Consider the following 20,255-nt stretch of genomic DNA (forward strand, 5'->3'; position numbering starts at 1 on the left):
GCCGGCCCCGAGTCGGCCAACAACGCGGCGGCACAAACCTCGTTCATCCCCTTGCTGACCCTGGGTATTCCCGGTAACGCGGTGATGGCCCTGATGGTGGGTGCCATGACGATTCACAACATCCAGCCCGGTCCTCAGGTCATGAGCAGCCACCCCGAGTTGTTCTGGGGTCTGATCGTGTCCATGTGGATTGGTAACCTGATGCTGGTGGTGCTGAACCTGCCGCTGGTGGGCCTGTGGGTCAAACTGCTCAAAGTGCCTTACCGTGTCCTGTTCCCGGCCATTTTGCTGTTCTGCACGATCGGTGTGTACTCGCTGAACTACAACGCGTTTGATATTTACGTCATGGGTATCTTTGGCATCATCGGTTATATCTGGACCAAACTGAAGTGTGAAGGTGCGCCGCTGTTGCTGGGTCTGGTACTGGGCCCAATGATGGAAGAGAACTTCCGCCGGGCACTGTTGTTGTCCCGGGGTGACTTCCTGACCTTCGTTGAGCGTCCGCTGTCACTGACCCTGTTGTTAATGGCTGTTGGCCTGGTCATTCTGGTGGCACTGCCATCCATCCGCAAAAAACGCGAAGAAACGTTTGTCGAAGAGGATTAAAGACCGCTGAGATGCTGTTAACCGGCAAATAAACATTGCCATGCATGCAAAACTCCCTTGATGTCATTCCGGGCATCAAGGGAGTTTTTTTAACTCCAGTATCAGCGGTAATATTGTTTGGTGTGTAAAATAAACATACATTGTTAACAGAATCTGATAAGATAGTAATTGATTACTATCTTTTTGGGGGCGAACATGGAAGCCAGGGGCAAGAATCTTACTGCAGCTGAGCGCAGGTCAATGACAGTTATTTCTGTTGTTGAGCTTGCCGGTGCCCTGAATCCGGCAAATATTACGACGGCAGCGATTGCACAACAGATGAATTTGACACAGGGTGCCCTGTTCAGGCATTTTTCCAATAAAGATGCTATTTGGGAAGAGGTCATGAATTGGGTTGAACAAACCCTCTACAGCCGGATCATGAAAGCGATCCAGGAGAATCCGCATTCTGCGCTCGCAGCCCTGGAAAGTGTGTTCATGCAGCATGTGGATTTTGTCCTTGCTTATCCGGGGGTACCCAGGATCCTGTTTGGTGAGTTGCAGCATGTAGAGACCACACCCGCGAAGCGGATTGCTCTGGATTTAATACAGCGCTACACAGAGCGTGTCAGGCAATTGCTTGAGGATGGCAAGGCACAAAAGGAGATTACCCCTGGACTGGACTCGAAAGCTGCGGCTATCCTGTTCATAGGTACGCTTCAAGGGCTGGTAATGCAGTCATTGCTGGCAGGTGATATCCAATTGATGAAACAGAATGCCGGATCGGTATTTTCCTTGTATTTACGCGCAATCAGGGGTTAATAATGAGTAAAATTTCCATGCGTTCAAGGAAGCTAGGCCTGTTGCTGGTTATTTTGCCCTTGCTGGGTTTGTTTGGATATGTAGTCATCCGGACTGGTCCCCTGGCGGCGGTACCCGTGACCGTAACACAGGCTAAAGTCCAACCGGTTACCCCTTCAGTATTTGGCATTGGAACGGTTAGTGCACGCTATACCTATAAAGTCGGCCCTGTCATAACGGGCAGATTGCTTGATATTGCCGTTAATGTCGGTGACACGGTCAAGGCAGGACAAATTGTCGGGCAAATGGATCCGATTGATCTTGATGAGCGGATACATTCCCAGGAAAGAGTGCTGAAACGCGTCAGTTTGCAGCATACCCAGGCTCAAGTCAAATTTGAACATGCCGGTGTCCAGCTCAAGCGTTACCGTAAATTGTTTGCTTCGCGGTCAAGCAGTGAAGAAAGCCTGAATATCATGGAGCAGGAGTATCGGATTGCCCAGGCGGGGCTTGAAGCTGCGGCAGAAGATATTATCAAGGCAAAGGCGGATCTGGCTGCCCTGATGAGCCAGAGAAAATCACTGCAACTGATTGCACCTGTTGAGGGTATTGTGACATCACGAAATGCAGACCCCGGTTCTACGGTCGTTGCGGGGCAGGCCGTGCTTGAAATGATCAATCCGGCAGAGGTTTGGATTGAGGCGCGTTTTGATCAATCCAGTTCGATTGGGCTTGAGGCTGATTTGCCAGCCAGCATTGTGTTGCGCACACGTGGACAGGCCGTTTTTCCTGGCAAAATATCCCGAATAGAACCCAAGGCCGATATGGTTACCGAAGAAATGTTGGCAAAAGTCAGTTTCATTGCTTTGCCCGAACAAGTGCCTTCGCTAGGCGAACTTAGTGAGGTAACGGTGCATTTGCCTGAAATACCCGGTTTTGTGGTTATTCCCAATGCTTCACTGGTACGGGTGGACAACCAACAAGGTGTCTGGCGTGTTGTTGATAAAAATCTGCAGTTTGCAGCTGTGCAGCCGGGTGTAATTGACCTGGACGGTAATGTGCAGATTATTGCGGGACTGCAGGAGGATGATCAGGTTGTGGTATATAGCGAGAAAGCGTTAACGGCCAAAAGCCGTATCTTGATCACTGATCAAATTCCAGGGGTGACCCAATGATTAACCTGGCTTCCCGGGATATCCTGCACTCATGGGGTAAATTTATTTTTACAGGTATGGGTTTGGGCCTGCTTATCGGGGTAACCTTGGTGATGGCGGGCGTATACCGGGGGCTGGTCAGCGATGGCAAATCATTGCTTGACAATAGCGGAGCCGATATCTGGGTTGTGCAACAGGATACGCTGGGGCCTTATGCGGAACCTTCAAGCCTGAATGATGATGTGTACCGTGGTATCTTGGGCATTCCAGGTGTTGAACAGGCAAGCAATATTACCTACCTGACCATGCAGGTCCGTCATCATGACAAGGATATTCGGGTGATGGTGGTAGGAATTGCACCGGGAATGGCGGGAAAAACACCCGGCTGGCCCCGTTTTCTGGTGGCGGGGCGGCATATCACGCGCAGTCACTACGAAGCGGTTGCGGATATCGCAACAGGCTTGCAGCTGGGCGATAAGATAACTTTGCGCCGTAACCAGTATACGGTTGTTGGCTTGACCCGGCGCATGGTGTCTTCAGGCGGTGACCCGATGGTGTTTATTCCCCTGAAAGACGCGCAGGAAGCCCAGTTCCTGAAAAACAATGAAGCCATCTGGCTGGATCGTCGCAAAACGCAGGCCAATCCTGAATTCAACCGGCCTAATGTACCAGGCCTGCTGGATGCGGTTCTTGCATCAAAAACCAGTAATCTTTCGGTCAATTCGGTGCTGGTGACTTTAAAAGAGGGGGTTGATCCGGCTGAAGCGGTAGGGGGGTAAACAGTCATGTCCCAACGAGTGGGCGGTGTCAGGATCGAAAACCTGAAAAAGCAGTATGGGCAGGGGGCGAATGCATTTCTTGCTCTCAAAAACGTCAATATGCAAGTGGCTCCCGGAGAGGTGGTTGGGCTGATTGGTCCATCCGGTTCAGGTAAAAGCACTTTGCTTAAATGTCTGGGGGCCATTATTGACCCGACCGAGGGGGTGATGAAACTGGGTGATCAGCTTATTTATGACAATGGTTGGAAAGTGCGTGATTTGCGTGCTTTGCGGCGCGATAAAATCGGTTTTGTCTTCCAGTCACCCTATCTTATTCCCTTTCTTGATGTAGTTGATAATGTGGCCCTGCTACCCATGCTGGCGGGTGTGTCCAATGGGCAGGCAAGGCAAAAAGCCATGCATTTGCTGGAAGCGCTTGATGTGGCGCACCGGGCCCAGGCGATGCCATCCCAGTTGTCCGGGGGTGAGCAGCAACGGGTTGCCATTGCAAGGGGGCTGGTTAACCAGCCCCCCATTATTTTGGCTGATGAACCCACTGCCCCTCTGGATAGCGAGCGGGCGCTGGCGGTTATCCGTATCCTGAATGACATGGCGCGCGAGTATGAAACAGCCATTATTGTCGTGACGCATGATGAGAAAATTATTCCCACTTTCAGGCGTATTTATCATATTCGGGATGGCATTACTTATGAAGAAGCGGGGCAGGGGCGCCCGATTAATTAAAGAGTGGCTTGCCTAGCTTGTTTTTTCCTTTTGCCAGAAAATGTCCTGGCGGCCAGCTTCTTTGTTAAGAATGCGGGCAAGCATGAAAAAATAATCGGACAGGCGATTCAGGTATTGCCGGCCGATATCGTTCAGGGGTTCGCGCTGGTCCAGCGTAACCAGACCGCGTTCAGCCCGTCTGCAAATGCTGCGGCAGACATGCGCCAGGCTTGCCGGGCGTGTGCCTCCTGGCAGGATGAATTCTTTCAAGGGGGGCAGCTCAGCCAGTGAACGCTCAATTTCTGTTTCCAGAAAAGTCACATGGCTTTCGATTAGGGCTGAATAACCGGGCACACACAGTTCCGAGCCCAGATCAAATAAATGGTGCTGGATGCGTTCCAGGGCCGCTGGAATGTCCTTGGGCAAGGGTTCACAGGCCAGCAGACCGATAAAGCTGTTGAGTTCATCAACCTGGCCAATTGCTTCAATGCGGGCATCATTTTTGGCAATGCGGGAGCCGTCTCCCAGGCTGGTTGTGCCGGCATCACCCGTTTTGGTGACGATTGAGGTTAAACGGTCAGCCATGTTATATCCTTTTTCAGGCAGTTTAGGGTTGGGGGAAATAAAAAGAGCCATCAAAAGATGGCTCTTTGTTATGCCGCCAGAAAATTATTTCTTCTCTTGGGGAATAATGGTGACGGGGCAAACGCCAGCATTGATGATGGCGTAGCTGACACTGCCCAGCACACCGCTGAAGACGGGGTTGGTGCCTCGTGAGCCCATGACGATCAATTCAATGCGGTCTTCGCCTTTGGCGCTGTTGCGAACTTCCTCAACAATACGTTCTTTGGGGTCACCGATATCCAGTTTAAGATTGTAAGGAACTTCAGACGCTTTCAGTTTGTCTTCAACGCCTTCAGTGGCTTCCTTGAAGAGCTGCTGCTGGTATTCTTCCAGATCGGTTTTGTTGAAAAATGTTTTGGCATGAACGGTTCTGAAGCTGGGTTGAACATTCAGCAGCAGAATTTTAAAACCGGATACTTTTGCCAGGGAAATTGCCCAGTCCAGCGCTTTGTTTGCGTTAGACGAACCATCGAAGGGGACTAATATTGTTTTTGCCATTCATTGCTCCAAAGTTACTGGTATATTTTTAAGTCAAATGCTATGTACAACTTACATTCTAACTTAGTTTTATACTGCGTGAAATGAAATGCCTTTAGGCTTGTAAAGTAATTGATTTCCTCTTTTTCATAATAAATTTGTGTACTATGGAACGGTGGTCGTTCTTCCAGATAAGGAGTTTTCATGAAAAAGATGCTAGTGGCAGCGGTGCTTGGACTTGCCGGTTTACTGGCGACTGGCCCTGTGTTGGCGCAGAATGAAGCCAGTGCCACCGGAGAGGTTCGTCGCATTCAGGCAGAAAGGGGAAAAATCACGATTAAACATGGCCCGATTATTGATTTGAAGTTACCGGCGATGACATTGATTTATAACATTAACCCGGGTTTGCTCAAAGATATCCAGCCGGGTGATTCGGTCAAGTTCAGGGCATTGCACCAGAACGATCAATACATCATTATTGAAATCCGTAAAGATTAGGCGCCCATATCAATATTGCCCCCGTATGGGCAGCTGGTTCACTGCGGCAGCCATACGGGGGCAATACAGGGTTTTTCCAGGGGCGGAATTATAGAACGTAATGGGCCAGATCCTGGCTTTGGGCGGTTTCTTCCAGCTTGCTGTTTACATAGTTGGCATCAATGCGAATGGTTGACTCATTACTTGCCGTGGCATCAAAGGAAAGATCCTCCAGCAGTTTTTCCATGACGGTATACAGTCTGCGTGCACCGATGTTTTCGGTGCGTTCATTCACCTCAAACGCCAGCTCAGCAAGCCGTTTGATGCCTTCATCGGTAAAGTCCAGATGAACATCTTCAGTGGCCAGCAGGGCGGTATATTGCTTGATCAGGGAGTAGTCGGTGCTGCTCAGGATTTCCACGAAGTCTTCGGCAGTCAGCGAATCCAGTTCAACCCGGATCGGGAAACGGCCTTGCAATTCGGGAATCAGGTCTGAGGGGCGTGACAGATGGAAAGCACCTGAGGCAATAAACAGGATGTGATCGGTCTTGATCATGCCGTATTTGGTGTTGACCGTGGTGCCTTCAACCAGGGGAAGCAGGTCGCGCTGCACACCCTGACGGGAAACATCGGCACTGCTTTGTGACTGGCGTGCGGCGATTTTGTCAATTTCGTCCAGGAAGACAATGCCATTCTGTTCGGCATTTTTAACCGCCGCATTGCGGATTTCTTCTTCGTTGACGCGTTTGGCCGCTTCTTCTTCCACCAGCAATTTGAACGCGTTTTTAACGGTCATTTTTTGCGTTTTTTTCTTATCGCGATTCAGACCGGCAAACATGCCTTTCAATTGCTCGGTCATGTCCTCCATGCCCGGAGGCGCCATGATTTCCATTTGGGGCAATTGCTGTGCCACTTCGATTTCAATTTCCAGGTCATCGATTTTGTTTTCCCGCAGACGTTTGCGGAAATTCTGGCGTGCGCTGTTTTCTTCGCGAATCGGGTTTCCATTGGCATCGCGGGCGGGTGCTACCAGTACGTCAAGGATGCGGTCTTCAGCAGCGTCCTCGGCCTGGGTGCGTACGCGACGCATTTCCAGTTCACGGGTTTGTTTGACTGAAATGTCAACCAGGTCACGAATGATGGTGTCGACATCACGGCCCACATAGCCGACTTCGGTGAATTTGGTGGCTTCTACCTTGATAAAGGGAGCATTGGCCAGTTTGGCCAGCCGACGGGCAATTTCGGTTTTACCGACACCAGTGGGGCCAATCATGAGAATGTTCTTGGGCGAGATTTCGTGACGTAGCGGTTCTGCCACTTGCTGGCGGCGCCAGCGGTTACGCAGGGCGACCGCAACAGATTTTTTGGCCTTTTGCTGGCCGATAATGTTTTTGTCCAGTTCAGAGACAATTTCTTTGGGCGTCATTACGCTGGTTGTCATGAGATATCCTGATTAAAGCGTTTCAATAACGTGATTCTGGTTGGTATAAATACACAGATCACCGGCGATTTCAAGCGATTTTTTAACAACTTCGGCAGGCGACAGATCTGTATTATGAAGTAGGGCCAGCGCGGCAGATTGCGCATAGGCACCGCCTGAGCCAATGGCGGCAAGGCTGTGTTCGGGTTCAAGGACATCGCCATTGCCGGTCAGCACCAGAGTATGATCTTTGTCGGCCACAATCAGCATGGCCTCAAGGCGACGCAGGGCGCGGTCGGTGCGCCAGTCTTTGGTGAGCTCGACAGCGGCACGCATTAAGTGGCCTTGATGTTTTTCAAGTTTGGCTTCGAATAGTTCCAGAAGGGTAAAGGCGTCGGCAGTGGCACCGGCAAAACCAACCAGGACCTTGTCATTGTAAAGACGACGGATTTTTCGGGCAGTGCTTTTGAAAACGATATTGCCCAGTGTGACTTGACCATCACCGCCTATGGCAACGTCGTTGCCGCGGCGAACACAAACAATGGTAGTAGCGTGAAATTGTTCCATGAAATTCTTCCTGTAGTTTCCGTAGATGGGGCTGGCAAGAAGAATTTCAAGGGTGAAAAATGAAGATTTTTAATCGCCGTAGAGTTTTTGGCGTTTTTCGCGTCTTTCCTGGGCTTCCAGTGAAAGGTTGGCGGTTGGACGGGCTAACAGGCGACGCAGGCCAATCGGCTCTCCGGTTTCTTCGCACCAACCATATTCTTTGGACTCAATGAGCATCAGGGATTGCTGTACTTTCTTGAGCAGTTTGCGTTCGCGGTCCCGGGTACGCAACTCCAGGGCGTGTTCTTCCTCGATGGTGGCACGGTCTGCCGGATCGGGCACAAACTGGGTTTCGCGAAGGTTTTCGGTAGTGGCATCCGCATTATTGAGAATGTCTGCTTCCAGTTTCTTGAGTCGGTCCTTGAAGAACGCCAGCTGCTGGTCGTTCATGTAGTCCTCTTCAGGCATGGCGAGTAACTGCTCTTCAGTTAATAACGGTTGTTCTGTGATTGTGTCGGTATTTTTAGCTGATTTGTTAGCCATCAAACACTCCGTTCAGTAGTACTGCTTATTAATCAAATCAATGAGGGCGTGTTCAGGATGTATCAATTATTGTGTAAAAAAATCGAGAACCTGCCTTCATTGTGTGTAACAAACTTATTGCCTGTTTAGGCAAGGCATTGTGTCAGGCCGTTGGTAAATACGTCTTTGGGCAATTTGCGACCGATAAAAACCATCTTGTTGTAAGGTTTTTCTTTGGGGCCCCAGAGTTTTCCGGGTTCTGCACCCATGAGCATGTGCACGCCCTGGAACAGCATTCTTTGTTTGACGCCTTTCATATACAGGATGCCCTTGTAACGGTAAAGGTCGGGACCAAAAACCTGTACCACACCACTCAGGAATTCTTCCAGGCGTTGGGGATCGAAGGGCTTGCTGGAGGTAAATACAAAGGCACCGATTTCATCATCGTGATGCGCATGGTGATGATTGTGCTCATGGCCGTGATGATGGTCATGGTCGCAGTGTTCATCGCACTCATGATCGTGATGATGGTCATGGTGGCAGTGTTCATCGCACTCATGGTCATGATCATGGTGGTCTTCCTTCAGGAATTCCGGATCGATATCCAGAATGCTATTCAGGTTGAAGCCGGTGACATCCAGTATTTGGTTAAGATCGGCTTCACCAAAATGCACGGGCATGATTTGTGCACGGGGATTCATGTGCACCAGGCGATGTTTCAGCGAGGCATATTCCTCATCACTGACCAGGTCTTTTTTGGAAATCAGGATGCGGTCTGCAAAACCAACCTGTTTTTGCGCTTCGGGCTGGGTATCCAGGGTTTGCATGCCATGTTTGGCATCCACCACGGTGATGACTGCATCAAGACGGAAGTATTCGGCAATACCGTCATCCATGAAAAAAGTCTGGCAGACCGGGCCGGGATTGGCCACGCCGGTCGTTTCAATAATAACGCGCTCGAAGTTGAGTTCGTTGTTGAGGCGACGGTTTTTAAGGTCGGTAAGCGTTTTGAGCAAGTCTCCACGAACCGTACAGCAGACGCAGCCATTGTTCAGTTCAATGATTTCCTCATCACTGTCCTGGACCAGCAGTTCGTTGTCGATGCTTTCGGGGCCGAATTCGTTTTCGATGACGGCGATGCGTTTGCCGTGGAATTCGGTCAGGATTCGCTTGAGTAGAGTGGTTTTTCCTGCACCAAGGAATCCGGTTAGAACGGTGACAGGAACCATTTTATTGGCTTGTGCCTGGGTAACAGTCATAATTTGCTTCTTAACTAACATCGCAGGCCGAATTTCTGCCTGGCGAAAATTTTTAATATAATCGGGCAATTACATCACAGCTTTGATTATCTGGCAAATATATATCAGTGACTTTACAAAAAATTGAATCAATTTAGATATAAACCCTAATGTCGTCAGTATTGCCAGAAGAGAAAAGCGTTTTTGTGGTGCAACATCCCATAATGGGGGCATAAATGCGTAATGCAAGCCCCGGACCGGATTTCGTATGGCTAAGACATTAATGGTTATGTTGGGGCTTGTTTTTTTCCTTGCATTGCGCGCAGGTGGCCCTGATTTCCGTTTCGTTCGAGGTGAGCGAAAAACCGGTATTGGCGATCAGTTTTTTTAGCTGGCTGCTAATTTCAGGGGCGCTGATTTCAACCACTTTGCCGCATTGCGTGCAAACGACCAGCAAATCGTGGTGATGACTGTTGACATCGATACAGGCAGTCCAGGCATTGACGGCATCAAGGCGATGAATAAGCCCTTCCTCTTCAAGAAATTCAAGCGCGCGATAAACGGTGGGTGGTTTGGACTTTGGATGAATGGCCAACATGGCATCAAGAAGCTCATAGGCCTTGAGGCTACGCGATTCCTCGAGCATGAGCCGGAGCACCTGCTGGCGGATGGGCGTCAGTCGTTTGCCGCGGGACTCACAGAGCTGCTCGGCCTCAAGCAGTCGCTGGTCGACCGATTTATGCGAGTGAGAATGGTGATGAGTGGAATGCATGAGCGTTTTTAATACTAAAAATAATAAGTTGATCCTTTAGGTCAATGTACCATGAAGCGAAAAAAAGTGTGATCGCAAGAACAATTTTGATGACATTGCCGTTTATTTTATGTTTTAATATGTTATATCATATCATTTGTTGATTGTTTATACTTTTTCAACTCCGCGCACTGTTATGCAAACCACACTTTCCAGCAGCCATTCCGTTTCTGCCGATACCGTTCACCAGCGGATCCAGTCCCCATTGCTCAATTCCGCATTGGCAAGGGTGATTCAGGCCGGGCTTTTCCTGGCGCTGATGTGGGGCGTAACCGGTTATGCCTTGGGCTGGTTTCCGGAAATCGGCACACTGGTTTCAGGTATGGCCCTGTGAATCCGGTTATCCGCCTGAATGATGTATCGCTCGGGTGGCGGGACAAGCCAGTGCTTCAGCATGTTTCCGGGCAGTTCAACCAGGGCACGCTGACCGCCATTCTGGGCGCGAACGGGGCCGGCAAGTCCACCCTTGTCAAAGGTATCATCAATTTTCTCAAGCCCACTGCGGGTAGCATAGAATTGGCACCGGCTTTTCGCAAGGAATTGACCTTGCTGCCACAGCTGAGTGACCTGGATCGCAGTTTTCCCATCACGACTTACGAACTGGTTGCCATGGGTGCCTGGCGCCGGATCGGGCCATGGCGGCATTATGGCAAGGCAGAGCGCATCCGCATCAATCATGCCCTTGAAAAAGTGGGTTTGCAAGCCGTTGCCGACCAGTTGATTGGCAGTCTATCGGGCGGTCAGCTGCAGCGGGCCCTGTTTGCCCGTTTAATCGTGCGTGACGCACAGGTATTGCTGCTTGATGAACCTTTTGCCGCGGTGGATGAAGATACGTGTGAAGATTTGATGCGCATTATTTTGAACTGGCATGCTGAAGGACGCACCATTATTGCTGTTTTGCACGATGTGGAAAGGGTGAAACAGTGTTTTCCCGAGACGCTGCTGTTGGCCAGGCAGGTGGTGGCCTGGGGGAAAACCGCGGATATCCTTACTGAAGAAAATCTGCAGAAGGCCCGTCGCCTGTCGTTGGGAGGTTTCTGATGGGAGCACTGTATGAAATTTTCCTGTCTCCCTTCGTTGAATTCGGATTCATGAGCCGTGCCCTGTTTGGCGCCATATTTCTGGCTGTTGCGACCGGTCCGCTGGGTGTATTTCTTATTTTGCGGCGCATGAGTCTGGTGGCTGATTCCATGTCACATGCCATTTTGCCTGGGGTGGCTGCCGGTTTCCTGGTTGCCGGGGTCTCCCTGACAGCCATGTTGGTGGGGGGGATGGTAACCGGTTTGCTGGTGGCTTTGCTGGCTGGTGTGGTATCTCGGCTGACGTCCCTGAAAGAAGACGCCAGTTTTGCCGCCTTGTACCTGATTTCGCTTGGGCTGGGTGTTGTCTTGCTGTCTTTGAAGGGCTCCAATATGGATTTGCTGCATGTCCTGTTCGGTTCTGTCCTCGGGTTGGATGACAAGGCCCTGCTGTTTATTATGGTGGTCAGCAGCCTGACCATTCTTCTATTGTCTTTAATTTATCGGCCATTGATTATAGAGTGCCTTGATCCCGGTTTCCTTCGTTCGGAAGGGGGAGGCGGGTCGCTGGTGCATATGCTGTTTCTGATGTTGCTGGTTGTGAATCTGGTGGCCGGTTTTCAGGTTCTGGGTACCCTGATGGTGGTCGGGATGATGATGTTGCCCGCCGCCGCTGCCCGATTTTGTGGCCGCACGGTGGGTCGGCAGCTGGTGCTGGCCGCCGCTATTGGTGCATTGTCTGCCTATGTCGGTCTGGTCGTTTCCTATCATTATGGCGTGCCGGCATCATCGGCCATTATTCTGGTTGCCGGTCTGTTTTATATCCTGAGCTTGATGTTTGGTCGCCAGGGTGGCGTGATTCGCAGCCGTATTCGTTTTCTCAATTAATAACAGGATCAAGTAATGAAATTCCAGGTTTATCTGAAAGGAGCGCCAGCCATGGTGTTGGCGGGTTTGTTGGCCACTGCCTTGCCAGTACAGGCAAAGGCCCCCATTGAAGTGGTGACCAGTTTTTCCATCCTGGCGGATATGGTGAAAACAGTGGGTGCCGATCAGGTCAATGTTGTTTCACTGGTGCCTGCCGATGGCAACTCACATGAGGTTGAACTGACACCTCGGGATATCAAAAAAATGTCCTCACCCGATACCCAACTGTTGTTTGTGAACGGACTTGGCCTGGATAGCTGGACCGACCGTTTGCTGGCTTCTTCGGGCTTTCAGGGAAAAGTGATTGTGGCCAGTGATGGTGTGAAAGTGCGTAAACTGGACGAGGCAGCCGACCACGATGTGCATGATCACCATGCAGCCGATAAAGATGATCATGACAGTCATGAAGAGCATGATCACGAAGAAGGGCATGAACATGAACATGAAAAAGATCACGATCACGGTCATGGGCATGATCATGGAGAGTTTGACCCGCACGCCTGGCAGGATCTGGCTAACGGGCAGGTTTATGTGCGCAATATTGCCCGGGCTTTGTCGCAGGCTGACCCGGCCAACGCCGCGCTGTACGAAGGCAATGCCCGGGATTACATCCAGCAGATGCAGGCGCTGGACGAGCAGGTTCGCAAGGCCATGGCAGATATTCCTGCCGAACGCCGGAAAATTGTGACCACCCATGATGCTTTTGGATATTTTGCCGATGCCTATGGGCTTGAGGTGATTGCCCCATTAGGTATCTCTACCTCTGCTGAACCCTCAGCCAAGGACATTTCTGCGGTTATCAGGCAAATCAAGGAACAAAAAATCCCTGCCGTATTCCTGGAAAATGTGAAAAACAATAAACTTCAAGACCAGATTGCCAGGGAAACGGGGGCCAAAGTGGGGGGTATGCTGTATTCCGATGCCTTGGCCACGAGCGGCGAAGCCGCTTCCTATTTGGGGATGATGCGCCATAATACCGGTGTGATTACCGAAGCGATCAGGTAATCAGTTTTTGCGTTTGGCCCTGGGGTGTGCCTGGTCATAGGCTTTGGCCAGGTGCTGGAAGTCCAGCCGGGTATAAATTTGCGTGGTTGAAATGTTGGCATGCCCCAGCAGTTCCTGAACCGCGCGCAGATCCTGGGCCGATTGCAGCAGATGACTGGCAAAACTGTGACGTAATACATGCGGGTGGATCTGGCCGGGCACTTCCGATAGCTGTGCAAATTTCTTCAGTTGCAGCTGTACCACCCGTGGCGAGATGCGGGCACCACGTTCACCCAGAAAAAGGGCATTGATATCATTTTCAGGCGTCGCCGGTTTCAAGAGTGACGGGCGGGCGGCCAGCCATGTTGAAAGGGCTTCCTGTGCTTTCCTGCCCAAGGGAACCAGCCGTGTTTTATTGCCTTTTCCTTTTACGGTTAATTCCTGCTCAGCCAGGTTAAGCCAGCCAGCCGATTCATAATTGTCTTTTTTAACGTAATGGGTGTCCAGTTGCACCAGTTCGGACAGGCGCAGGCCACTGGCGTAAAGCAATTCGAACATGGCCTGGTCACGCAAGTGGATGGGGGCATTTTGCGCCTGTCTGGCCGGATGATCAAGCAGGGCCTGGGTTTGTTCGACTGATAAGGCTTTGGGAAGACTTTTGGGCACTTTTGGGGTTTTGACATTTTTGGCTGGATTGAGGCTTAATTTGGCCAGCGGTACCCACCACGCATAGAATCCGCGCCAGGCTGACAGAATCCGTGCCAGGCTGCGCGGACTCATTTGACTGGCGTGCAGGCGGGCAATGGCGGTACGGATTTGCGGGTTGCTCAGGGTGGCCAGATCGATATCGGGGTACAGGCGTGTCAGTTGGGCCAGATCTCTTCGGTAGGCTGCCAGCGTATGGGCAGAGTAACGCTTGTTGGTGCGCAAATAGTCCAGCCATTGCTCCATGGCTGCAGGCAGGTTGTGGTTCATTTTACTTAATAAGGCGGCTTAGGCCGGCACTGGCCAGTCGCCCCAGGTTTTCCAGGAAAACCGTGCCCATGTCGGGGGTAAAATGTTCTTCATGGCAAGAGCCAAACACCAGCAGGCCAAAGGTTCGGTCTTCTGTTCTCAGGGGGACCAGGGCCACTGAGGCCGGCTTTTCTTCAAGCCATTCATGCGCCGGCAGATAGCCTTCGGGACCGCAATAAGGTTTTTCCAGCGAATCGGTGTAAGCCTGCAATCCAGTATCATCATCAAGCTTGAATTTTTTTGCCCGGAGCATCGGCAGGTTCCACAGACGCAGGGAAACATCAAGTTGTTCAAAGGCCTGTTTCAGGCTGTCAATCGTGCGCTCGGGTAATTTCTGGCTGTTTTTTTCGGCCAGCATCTGAGAGCACCAAAGCGTCATGCTTTGGCTGATAGAGGCGTTTGAGTCGGCGTTATGCATCAGTTCCGCCAGTTTCCATTCAAGCGCTTTGCTACGCTTGCGCAGGGTCATGACTTGACGGGCACCTAAAGACAGGGTGCGGTCTGCATAAGGGTGTGGAATGGACAGGCTGGCAAACAGCTGGGCATGATCCTCAAAAAAAGAGGGGTTGTTTTTCAGGAAAACAGCAATCTCATCCGGCTCAAACGTTGTCTCTGACATAAGTCTACTCATCCTTTAAGCAAAAATCTTTGACCAGTTTATCAATATCAATCTGGCCAGAAAATACGGTGGTGGCCGGGCCGGTCATTTTCAATTGAGTGCCATTCCACTCAATGGTTAATAGTCCTCCCCGGGTTTGGACGGTGACCGGAGAGTCCAACAGGCCACGACGGATGCCAGTGGCAACAGCAGCACAGGCACCGGTGCCGCAAGACAGGGTTTCACCCACACCACGCTCATAAACGCGCAGCCGAATGTGGTGGCGGTTGACGACCTGCATGAACCCGACATTGACGCGATTGCCAAAGCGGGGGTGGCTTTCGATGAACGGGCCCAGTGTTGCAACGGGGGCGGTGTCAATGTTATCCACCAGCAGTACCGCATGCGGGTTGGAAATGGCCAGTGTCGACAGGGTAACCATACCCCCCTGTGGCAGGGGCAGGTTCCAGAGCGTTTCTTCATGTTCCTGGCTGTGGCTTAAGCCTTCTGTGTCAAAAGGCAGCGCAGCCGGATCGAAACGGGTAACCCCCATGTCAACGGTAACACTATTGTCCTCTTTTTCTTCAAGCGTAATCAGGCCGGTGGCAATTTCTGCCCTGAGTGGATTGCGGCGGGACAATCTTTGTTCGTGGACAAAGCGTACAAAACAGCGGGAGCCATTGCCACAATGCTCAACCTCACTGCCATCGGCATTGAAGATGCGATAGCGGAAGTCGGCTTCCGGGTGGGAAGGCGTTTCTACCAGTAAAATCTGGTCGGCGCCGATGCCAAGCTGGCGATGCGCCAGGGCACGTGCCCGTTCAGGGGTCATTTCAATGGGCTGGCTGACGCCATCAAGAACGATGAAATCATTGCCAGCACCATGCATTTTTGTAAATTGCCAAATCATGGGTGTCTGATACGTAAAAAAAATTCATTATGGACTGAAAATTCCCGTCATGCAGTGCTGTTGCCCGATCTGTTTCAATAAATTTTTTCCTCACCCTCGGGGCGTGTCTTGAAACGGCGGTGAACCCAGTAATACTGGCTGGGTGCTTGAAGAATCCATTGCTCAAGCAATTGATTGATGCGTGTAGTGGCGGCCTCAATGCTTTGTTCTCCGGGAAAATCCGTCAGGGGGGGCAAGACCTGGACATGATAGTGTCCGGTTGTCGGGTCCCAACGGCTCACAATCGGCACCACTGCCGCATGCCAGGATTTGGCAATTTGTGCGGTGGTGGGCAGGGTGGCGGCAGGGATATTGAAAAACGGCACGAAAATGGAACCCTTGCGACCAAAGTCCATGTCGGGAAGATAATAAACCGGTGTGCCTTCTTTCAGGTGGCGCAGCATGCCACGTACCCCTTCCTTGCGGCTGATCAGGTGAATTTCATTGAAACGACCACGTCCTTCCCGGACAATATCGTCAATGTCCGGATCGTGTTGAGGGGTGTAAATAGTGGCCGCTTTTTTCAGGGACATGGAAAGCCGGGTGGCTGCCGCGTCAAGCGCCACAAAATGGGGTGCCAGCATCAGGACGGGACGTTTTTCCGCCAGGAGCCGTTCTATGTGTTCAAAGCCATCCATATGGATGGTTGCCAGGATGTTTTCCGGTGAACCGAACCAGAACAGGCCTCGATCAACAATGGATTGGGCCAGTACCCGGAAGTGTTCTTTTTGCCATTGTTGGCGCTGCTCGAGCGATGCTTCGGGAAAGCACAGTTCCAGGTTCTTGCGAACGATGGCGGCCCTGCGCTTCATGATAAGCGGAGACAGGGTACTGAGCAGCCAGCCAAGTTGCTGGCGTCGCTTGTGTGAGGTGTTGCCAAACCAGTGGAAGACGGCGTCAAGGAATTTTCTTTTGGTGGATTTCATTCAATTGGACATTTATGGCTGTTTAATTCAGCGCAGGGAAACCTTAAACAGCTGAGGTTTCAACAGGGTGTTAGCTAAAAAGCAATTTAACATAAGCGGCCGGCGGATGGAAATGAGCGGCCTGGGAAACGAGAACAAGGGCTGGCCAAGCAACGTGACAGGGGGGCCGGGGATTTTTCAAAAAATCTGTGACAAAAAGAGGGGCTTTGCTTGGAAATTTTTGTAAATGTTTTAAAATGGCCGACAGTCGCTGAGTTAACCGACAACTTGCGGGGCGACATGAACTGGTTTCATAAAACACCGCTAAAGCGTCGCGCCTTAATTTTATTTCATTTGAAATAAGGGTGCTGCGCGTTCTTACCTCAAAAACGTCGGAGTTTCTGACATTAATAAAAGGACGCTGTTAAATGGCTCAAAACGATTTTTTATTTACTTCCGAGTCTGTTTCCGAAGGTCACCCCGATAAGGTGGCTGACCAGATTTCCGATGCCATCCTGGATGCCATTCTTGCCGAAGACCCCACTGCCCGGGTAGCTGCCGAAACCTTGTGCAATACCGGACTGGTCGTGCTGGCCGGTGAAATCACCACAACGGCCAACATTGATTATATTCAGGTTGCACGTGACACCATCAAGCGTATTGGCTACGACAATACCGCTTACGGCATTGATTACAAAGGCTGTGCCGTGCTGGTTGCCTATGACAAGCAATCGCCCGATATTGCCCAAGGCGTTGATCGCAGTCCCGATGAAATCCTTAATCAGGGTGCCGGTGACCAAGGCCTGATGTTTGGCTACGCCTGCGATGAAACGCCCGACCTGATGCCTGCTCCCATTTGGTATGCACATCGTCTGGTCCAGCGCCAAAGCGAATTGCGCAAAGATGGCCGCCTGCCATGGTTGCGCCCCGATGCCAAGTCACAGGTCACGTTCCGCTATATTGATGGTAAACCTGCAGAAGTGGATACGGTTGTGCTGTCCACCCAGCATGCCCCTGAAATTTCACAGTCTTCCATCCGCGAAGCGGTTATCGAGGACATTATCAAGCCCAGCTTCCCTGAAGGCCTGATTACACCCAAAACCAAATTCCTGGTCAATCCGACCGGTATTTTCGTGATTGGTGGTCCACAAGGCGATTGCGGTCTGACCGGACGCAAGATTATTGTGGACACCTATGGTGGTGCCTGCCCGCACGGCGGTGGCGCCTTCTCGGGTAAAGACCCTTCAAAGGTAGACCGTTCGGCTGCCTATGCCGCCCGTTATGTGGCCAAGAATATTGTGGCTGCCGGTCTGGCACGCCAGTGTCAGGTGCAGGTCAGTTATGCGATTGGCGTGGCCGAACCCATTAATATCACGGTTTACACTGAAGGCACCGGTGTTATCCCCGATGACGAAATTGCCTTGCTGGTTCGTGAGCATTTTGATCTGCGTCCACGCGGGATCGTGCAAATGCTCGACCTGTTGCGTCCCATTTACGGCAAAACCGCTGCTTACGGTCATTTTGGACGTGCCGAACCCGAGTTCAGCTGGGAAGCCACCGATAAGGTCGAGGCATTGAAAAACGCCCGTTAACGGGTTGATGTAAAGGGTGTCTTGTCATCTTTTGTGGCGAGACACTTTTTGAACCTTCAAGACCTCGTTTGAGGTAAACTGTTCCGGACATTTCCGAGGGGCGCTGCGACAGTTTTCCTGTATGGCATGATTGGGTCATGCCTTAACAGTGAATGCTGCCAGGCTCGGAATACCTCTTTTTTTCATGTAACGGCGCTCATCATTAACCTGCTTTGTAGTTGATGGTGAGACAAGCTCGCATTCATTACCAAAGCAGCATTTATTGGATTTTTTACAATGACTACTGCTGATTATAAAATTGCTGATATTTCCCTGGCCGGCTGGGGACGTCGTGAATTAAGCATTGCCGAAACAGAAATGCCCGGCCTGATGGCCACCCGTGAGGAATTTGCCGCCTCACAGCCCCTGAAAGGTGCCCGTATTGCCGGCAGCCTGCACATGACCATCCAGACTGGTGTGTTAATTGAAACCCTCGTTGCTTTGGGGGCCGAAGTGCGTTGGGCTTCCTGCAATATTTTCTCTACCCAGGATCATGCCGCCGCTGCCATTGCCGAGCGCGGTATTCCCGTGTTTGCGGTCAAGGGCGAGTCTCTTGAAGAGTACTGGCAATATACCCATAAAATTTTTGAGTGGCCCGGTGAACAGGCCAACATGATCCTTGACGACGGTGGTGATGCCACAACGCTGCTGCACCTGGGTGCCAAGGCAGAAAAAGACATTTCCGTGCTGGCTAACCCAGGCAGTGAAGAAGAGCGTGTGCTGTTTGCCGCCATCAAGGCCAGGCTGGCCACAGACGCAAACTGGTACTCAACCCGCCTGGCGCAAATCAAGGGGGTGACCGAAGAAACCACTACCGGTGTTCATCGTCTGTACCAGATGGCACAAAAAGGTGAGCTGCAGTTCCCCGCCATTAACGTGAACGACTCGGTAACCAAATCCAAATTCGATAACCTGTATGGTTGTCGTGAATCCCTGGTTGACGGTATCAAACGTGCCACCGATGTCATGATTGCCGGTAAAGTGGCTGTTGTAGTGGGTTTTGGTGATGTGGGTAAAGGTTGTGCACAAGCTTTGCAGGCCTTGCGCGCCCAGGTGTGGGTGTGTGAAATTGATCCGATTTGTGCGTTGCAGGCTTCTATGGAAGGCTATAAAGTGGTCACCATGGACGAAGCTGCCGACAAGGCTGATATTTTCGTGACCGCTACCGGTAACTACCATGTGATTGACCGCACTCATATGGAAAAAATGAAAGACCAGGCTATTTTGTGCAATATCGGTCACTTCGACAATGAAATTGACGTGGCTTCGGTTGAAGACCTGCAGTGGGAAGAAATCAAGCCGCAGGTTGACCACATCATTTTCCCCGATGGCAAACGCATTATTCTGCTGGCCAAGGGCCGCCTGGTCAACCTGGGTTGCGCAACCGGCCATCCTTCTTTTGTGATGTCCGCCTCTTTCACCAACCAGACCATTGCCCAGATCGAATTGTTCACACGTACCGATGCCTATCAAAAAGGCCAGGTTTATGTGTTGCCCAAACACCTTGACGAAAAAGTGGCCCGACTGCACCTGAAAAAACTGGGTGTGCAGTTAACCAAGCTGTCACAACAGCAGGCTGACTATATCGGGGTTCCCGTAGAGGGCCCTTTCAAACCCGATCACTATCGCTATTGATCTGTAAAATCCTGCAATCCGGCTATCCTGAAATATCCGGATTGCATATACGTTACTATGGAATTATTGTATAGGAACTGTCTTTAAGGCAGCTTTCCGATCCCCTTTTCTGGAGCAGCACATGTCATTAATACTTACCTGGTTGTTGCAGGCGCTGGCACTGATGGTGGTGGCCTATATCCTGCCTGGTGTTACGGTTGCCAGCTTTGGCGCGGCATTGATTGCGGCAGTTATCCTGGGTCTGATCAATACAATTATTTATCCTGTCCTGGTTTTTCTCACCATTCCCATTACGATTGTCACCCTTGGATTGTTCCTGTTTGTCCTGAATGCTTTGCTGTTCTGGCTGGCGGGTTCCCTGTTTAACGGGTTCCAGGTAGATGGGTTCTGGTGGGCACTGGCCGGGGCATTAGTCTATAGTATTATTTCAGGGATCCTTTTAAGTCTTTTGAATTAA

23 protein-coding genes, 1 pseudogene and 1 riboswitch are annotated in these 20,255 nt (G+C 51.1%); of the genes and pseudogenes, 13 read left to right on the forward strand and 11 right to left on the reverse strand.

Annotated elements, in window-relative coordinates; all coding sequences use genetic code 11:
- From HCX92_RS01695 to HCX92_RS01715, 5 genes and pseudogenes are all read left to right on the forward strand, one after another.
- The coding region (locus HCX92_RS01695; protein WP_211182221.1) for a tripartite tricarboxylate transporter permease at positions 1 to 606 on the forward strand (606 nt) is incomplete at its 5' end.
- 195 nt (positions 607 to 801) lie between these two features.
- Positions 802 to 1,407 carry a TetR/AcrR family transcriptional regulator gene (locus tag HCX92_RS01700; protein ID WP_169293319.1) on the forward strand — a complete coding sequence of 202 codons (606 nt, stop codon included), beginning with the start codon at positions 802 to 804 and terminating at the stop codon, positions 1,405 to 1,407.
- Between the two features lie 2 nt (positions 1,408 to 1,409).
- Entirely contained in the window at positions 1,410 to 2,561 is a 1,152-nt protein-coding gene (locus HCX92_RS01705; protein WP_169293198.1) for an efflux RND transporter periplasmic adaptor subunit, read from the forward strand.
- Positions 2,558 to 3,304 (forward strand): annotated as a pseudogene (locus tag HCX92_RS01710) (ABC transporter permease); the annotation flags it as partial. The gene HCX92_RS01705 and the pseudogene HCX92_RS01710, both read left to right, overlap by 4 nt.
- Positions 3,305 to 3,325: 21 nt before the next feature.
- Positions 3,326 to 4,042, forward strand: a complete 717-nt coding sequence (locus tag HCX92_RS01715; RefSeq protein ID WP_169293200.1) for an ABC transporter ATP-binding protein — start codon at positions 3,326 to 3,328, stop codon at positions 4,040 to 4,042.
- Positions 4,043 to 4,054: 12 nt separating this feature from the next.
- Here the strand turns inward: HCX92_RS01715 and HCX92_RS01720 are convergent, their stop codons facing one another.
- Positions 4,055 to 4,606 carry a cob(I)yrinic acid a,c-diamide adenosyltransferase gene (locus HCX92_RS01720; protein WP_169293201.1) on the reverse strand — a complete coding sequence of 184 codons (552 nt, stop codon included), beginning with the start codon at positions 4,604 to 4,606 and terminating at the stop codon, positions 4,055 to 4,057.
- Between the two features lie 84 nt (positions 4,607 to 4,690).
- Positions 4,691 to 5,143, reverse strand: coding sequence for a universal stress protein (locus HCX92_RS01725; RefSeq protein ID WP_169293202.1), 453 nt, complete (start codon positions 5,141 to 5,143; stop codon positions 4,691 to 4,693).
- Positions 5,144 to 5,326: 183 nt separating this feature from the next.
- Here HCX92_RS01725 and HCX92_RS01730 point away from each other — a divergent pair, with 183 nt between their 5' ends.
- Positions 5,327 to 5,620 (forward strand): copper-binding protein, encoded by a 294-nt coding sequence (locus tag HCX92_RS01730; protein WP_169293203.1) that lies wholly within the window; start codon positions 5,327 to 5,329, stop codon positions 5,618 to 5,620.
- Between the two features lie 88 nt (positions 5,621 to 5,708).
- On the opposite strand, the gene hslU is transcribed toward HCX92_RS01730, so the two are convergent.
- The 5 genes from hslU to HCX92_RS01755 form a co-directional block, all read right to left on the reverse strand.
- Positions 5,709 to 7,040 carry an ATP-dependent protease ATPase subunit HslU gene (hslU, locus tag HCX92_RS01735; RefSeq protein WP_169293204.1) on the reverse strand — a complete coding sequence of 444 codons (1,332 nt, stop codon included), beginning with the start codon at positions 7,038 to 7,040 and terminating at the stop codon, positions 5,709 to 5,711.
- A gap of 12 nt (positions 7,041 to 7,052) precedes the next feature.
- Positions 7,053 to 7,586 (reverse strand): ATP-dependent protease subunit HslV, encoded by a 534-nt coding sequence (gene hslV / locus HCX92_RS01740; RefSeq protein ID WP_169293205.1) that lies wholly within the window; start codon positions 7,584 to 7,586, stop codon positions 7,053 to 7,055.
- A 69-nt stretch (positions 7,587 to 7,655) separates the two neighbouring features.
- Positions 7,656 to 8,108 carry an RNA polymerase-binding protein DksA gene (gene dksA / locus HCX92_RS01745; RefSeq protein ID WP_169293206.1) on the reverse strand — a complete coding sequence of 151 codons (453 nt, stop codon included), beginning with the start codon at positions 8,106 to 8,108 and terminating at the stop codon, positions 7,656 to 7,658.
- 125 nt (positions 8,109 to 8,233) lie between these two features.
- Entirely contained in the window at positions 8,234 to 9,346 is a 1,113-nt protein-coding gene (locus tag HCX92_RS01750; protein ID WP_169293207.1) for a GTP-binding protein, read from the reverse strand.
- A gap of 259 nt (positions 9,347 to 9,605) precedes the next feature.
- Positions 9,606 to 10,097 carry a Fur family transcriptional regulator gene (locus tag HCX92_RS01755; protein ID WP_169293208.1) on the reverse strand — a complete coding sequence of 164 codons (492 nt, stop codon included), beginning with the start codon at positions 10,095 to 10,097 and terminating at the stop codon, positions 9,606 to 9,608.
- Positions 10,098 to 10,272: 175 nt separating this feature from the next.
- Here HCX92_RS01755 and HCX92_RS01760 point away from each other — a divergent pair, with 175 nt between their 5' ends.
- From HCX92_RS01760 to HCX92_RS01775, 4 genes are read left to right on the forward strand one after another with little or no spacing between them, the layout of a single operon-like run.
- Positions 10,273 to 10,470: a hypothetical protein gene (locus HCX92_RS01760; RefSeq protein ID WP_169293209.1), complete on the forward strand. Its 198-nt coding sequence runs from the start codon at positions 10,273 to 10,275 to the stop codon at positions 10,468 to 10,470.
- The gene (locus HCX92_RS01765) at positions 10,467 to 11,177 is read left to right on the forward strand and encodes a metal ABC transporter ATP-binding protein (protein WP_169293210.1); all 711 of its coding nucleotides are present in this window, start codon (positions 10,467 to 10,469) and stop codon (positions 11,175 to 11,177) included. Before HCX92_RS01760 ends, HCX92_RS01765 begins: the two co-directional genes overlap by 4 nt.
- Positions 11,177 to 12,043, forward strand: a complete 867-nt coding sequence (locus HCX92_RS01770) for a metal ABC transporter permease (RefSeq protein ID WP_169293211.1) — start codon at positions 11,177 to 11,179, stop codon at positions 12,041 to 12,043. Before HCX92_RS01765 ends, HCX92_RS01770 begins: the two co-directional genes overlap by 1 nt.
- A 15-nt stretch (positions 12,044 to 12,058) precedes the next feature.
- A complete protein-coding gene (locus HCX92_RS01775; protein ID WP_211182222.1) occupies positions 12,059 to 13,087 on the forward strand; it encodes a metal ABC transporter solute-binding protein, Zn/Mn family in 1,029 nt (342 codons plus the stop codon).
- On the opposite strand, the gene xerC is transcribed toward HCX92_RS01775, so the two are convergent.
- The 4 genes from xerC to HCX92_RS01795 all read right to left on the reverse strand — a co-directional run bounded on the left by xerC (position 13,088) and on the right by HCX92_RS01795 (position 16,553).
- A complete protein-coding gene (gene xerC / locus HCX92_RS01780) occupies positions 13,088 to 14,041 on the reverse strand; it encodes a tyrosine recombinase XerC (protein WP_211182223.1) in 954 nt (317 codons plus the stop codon).
- A gap of 1 nt (position 14,042) precedes the next feature.
- The gene (locus HCX92_RS01785; RefSeq protein WP_169293212.1) at positions 14,043 to 14,699 is read right to left on the reverse strand and encodes a DUF484 family protein; all 657 of its coding nucleotides are present in this window, start codon (positions 14,697 to 14,699) and stop codon (positions 14,043 to 14,045) included.
- Positions 14,700 to 14,703: 4 nt separating this feature from the next.
- Positions 14,704 to 15,588 (reverse strand): diaminopimelate epimerase, encoded by an 885-nt coding sequence (gene dapF, locus HCX92_RS01790; protein WP_169293213.1) that lies wholly within the window; start codon positions 15,586 to 15,588, stop codon positions 14,704 to 14,706.
- 74 nt (positions 15,589 to 15,662) lie between these two features.
- On the reverse strand, positions 15,663 to 16,553 hold the full coding sequence (locus HCX92_RS01795) for a lysophospholipid acyltransferase family protein (RefSeq protein WP_169293214.1): 891 nt from the start codon (positions 16,551 to 16,553) through the stop codon (positions 15,663 to 15,665).
- A 407-nt stretch (positions 16,554 to 16,960) separates the two neighbouring features.
- On the opposite strand from HCX92_RS01795, the gene metK reads away from it, so the two are divergent.
- The 3 genes from metK (at position 16,961) to HCX92_RS01810 (ending at position 20,255) form a co-directional block, all read left to right on the forward strand.
- The gene (gene metK / locus HCX92_RS01800; RefSeq protein ID WP_169293215.1) at positions 16,961 to 18,124 is read left to right on the forward strand and encodes a methionine adenosyltransferase; all 1,164 of its coding nucleotides are present in this window, start codon (positions 16,961 to 16,963) and stop codon (positions 18,122 to 18,124) included.
- An 89-nt stretch (positions 18,125 to 18,213) separates the two neighbouring features.
- A riboswitch (S-adenosyl-L-homocysteine riboswitch) is annotated at positions 18,214 to 18,329 on the forward strand.
- Positions 18,330 to 18,400: 71 nt separating this feature from the next.
- A complete protein-coding gene (gene ahcY, locus HCX92_RS01805) occupies positions 18,401 to 19,798 on the forward strand; it encodes an adenosylhomocysteinase (RefSeq protein ID WP_169293216.1) in 1,398 nt (465 codons plus the stop codon).
- A 121-nt stretch (positions 19,799 to 19,919) separates the two neighbouring features.
- Complete coding sequence (locus HCX92_RS01810; RefSeq protein WP_169293217.1) at positions 19,920 to 20,255, forward strand: phage holin family protein; 336 nt, start codon at positions 19,920 to 19,922, stop codon at positions 20,253 to 20,255.

Origin of the sequence: Advenella sp. EE-W14 (assembly GCF_012923605.1) — a bacterium.
GTDB lineage: Bacteria > Pseudomonadota > Gammaproteobacteria > Burkholderiales > Burkholderiaceae_B > Advenella > Advenella alkanexedens.

Coding starts and splice junctions, on each gene's coding strand:
- HCX92_RS01700 (WP_169293319.1), top strand. CDS start 802: ATGGAAGCCAGGGGCAAGAATCTTACTGCAGCTGAGCGCAGGTCAATG.
- HCX92_RS01705 (WP_169293198.1), top strand. CDS start 1,410: ATGAGTAAAATTTCCATGCGTTCAAGGAAGCTAGGCCTGTTGCTGGTT.
- HCX92_RS01715 (WP_169293200.1), top strand. CDS start 3,326: ATGTCCCAACGAGTGGGCGGTGTCAGGATCGAAAACCTGAAAAAGCAG.
- HCX92_RS01720 (WP_169293201.1), bottom strand. CDS start 4,606: ATGGCTGACCGTTTAACCTCAATCGTCACCAAAACGGGTGATGCCGGC.
- HCX92_RS01725 (WP_169293202.1), bottom strand. CDS start 5,143: ATGGCAAAAACAATATTAGTCCCCTTCGATGGTTCGTCTAACGCAAAC.
- HCX92_RS01730 (WP_169293203.1), top strand. CDS start 5,327: ATGAAAAAGATGCTAGTGGCAGCGGTGCTTGGACTTGCCGGTTTACTG.
- hslU (WP_169293204.1), bottom strand. CDS start 7,040: ATGACAACCAGCGTAATGACGCCCAAAGAAATTGTCTCTGAACTGGAC.
- hslV (WP_169293205.1), bottom strand. CDS start 7,586: ATGGAACAATTTCACGCTACTACCATTGTTTGTGTTCGCCGCGGCAAC.
- dksA (WP_169293206.1), bottom strand. CDS start 8,108: ATGGCTAACAAATCAGCTAAAAATACCGACACAATCACAGAACAACCG.
- HCX92_RS01750 (WP_169293207.1), bottom strand. CDS start 9,346: ATGACTGTTACCCAGGCACAAGCCAATAAAATGGTTCCTGTCACCGTT.
- HCX92_RS01755 (WP_169293208.1), bottom strand. CDS start 10,097: ATGCATTCCACTCATCACCATTCTCACTCGCATAAATCGGTCGACCAG.
- HCX92_RS01760 (WP_169293209.1), top strand. CDS start 10,273: ATGCAAACCACACTTTCCAGCAGCCATTCCGTTTCTGCCGATACCGTT.
- HCX92_RS01770 (WP_169293211.1), top strand. CDS start 11,177: ATGGGAGCACTGTATGAAATTTTCCTGTCTCCCTTCGTTGAATTCGGA.
- HCX92_RS01775 (WP_211182222.1), top strand. CDS start 12,059: ATGAAATTCCAGGTTTATCTGAAAGGAGCGCCAGCCATGGTGTTGGCG.
- xerC (WP_211182223.1), bottom strand. CDS start 14,041: ATGAACCACAACCTGCCTGCAGCCATGGAGCAATGGCTGGACTATTTG.
- HCX92_RS01785 (WP_169293212.1), bottom strand. CDS start 14,699: ATGTCAGAGACAACGTTTGAGCCGGATGAGATTGCTGTTTTCCTGAAA.
- dapF (WP_169293213.1), bottom strand. CDS start 15,588: ATGATTTGGCAATTTACAAAAATGCATGGTGCTGGCAATGATTTCATC.
- HCX92_RS01795 (WP_169293214.1), bottom strand. CDS start 16,553: ATGAAATCCACCAAAAGAAAATTCCTTGACGCCGTCTTCCACTGGTTT.
- metK (WP_169293215.1), top strand. CDS start 16,961: ATGGCTCAAAACGATTTTTTATTTACTTCCGAGTCTGTTTCCGAAGGT.
- ahcY (WP_169293216.1), top strand. CDS start 18,401: ATGACTACTGCTGATTATAAAATTGCTGATATTTCCCTGGCCGGCTGG.
- HCX92_RS01810 (WP_169293217.1), top strand. CDS start 19,920: ATGTCATTAATACTTACCTGGTTGTTGCAGGCGCTGGCACTGATGGTG.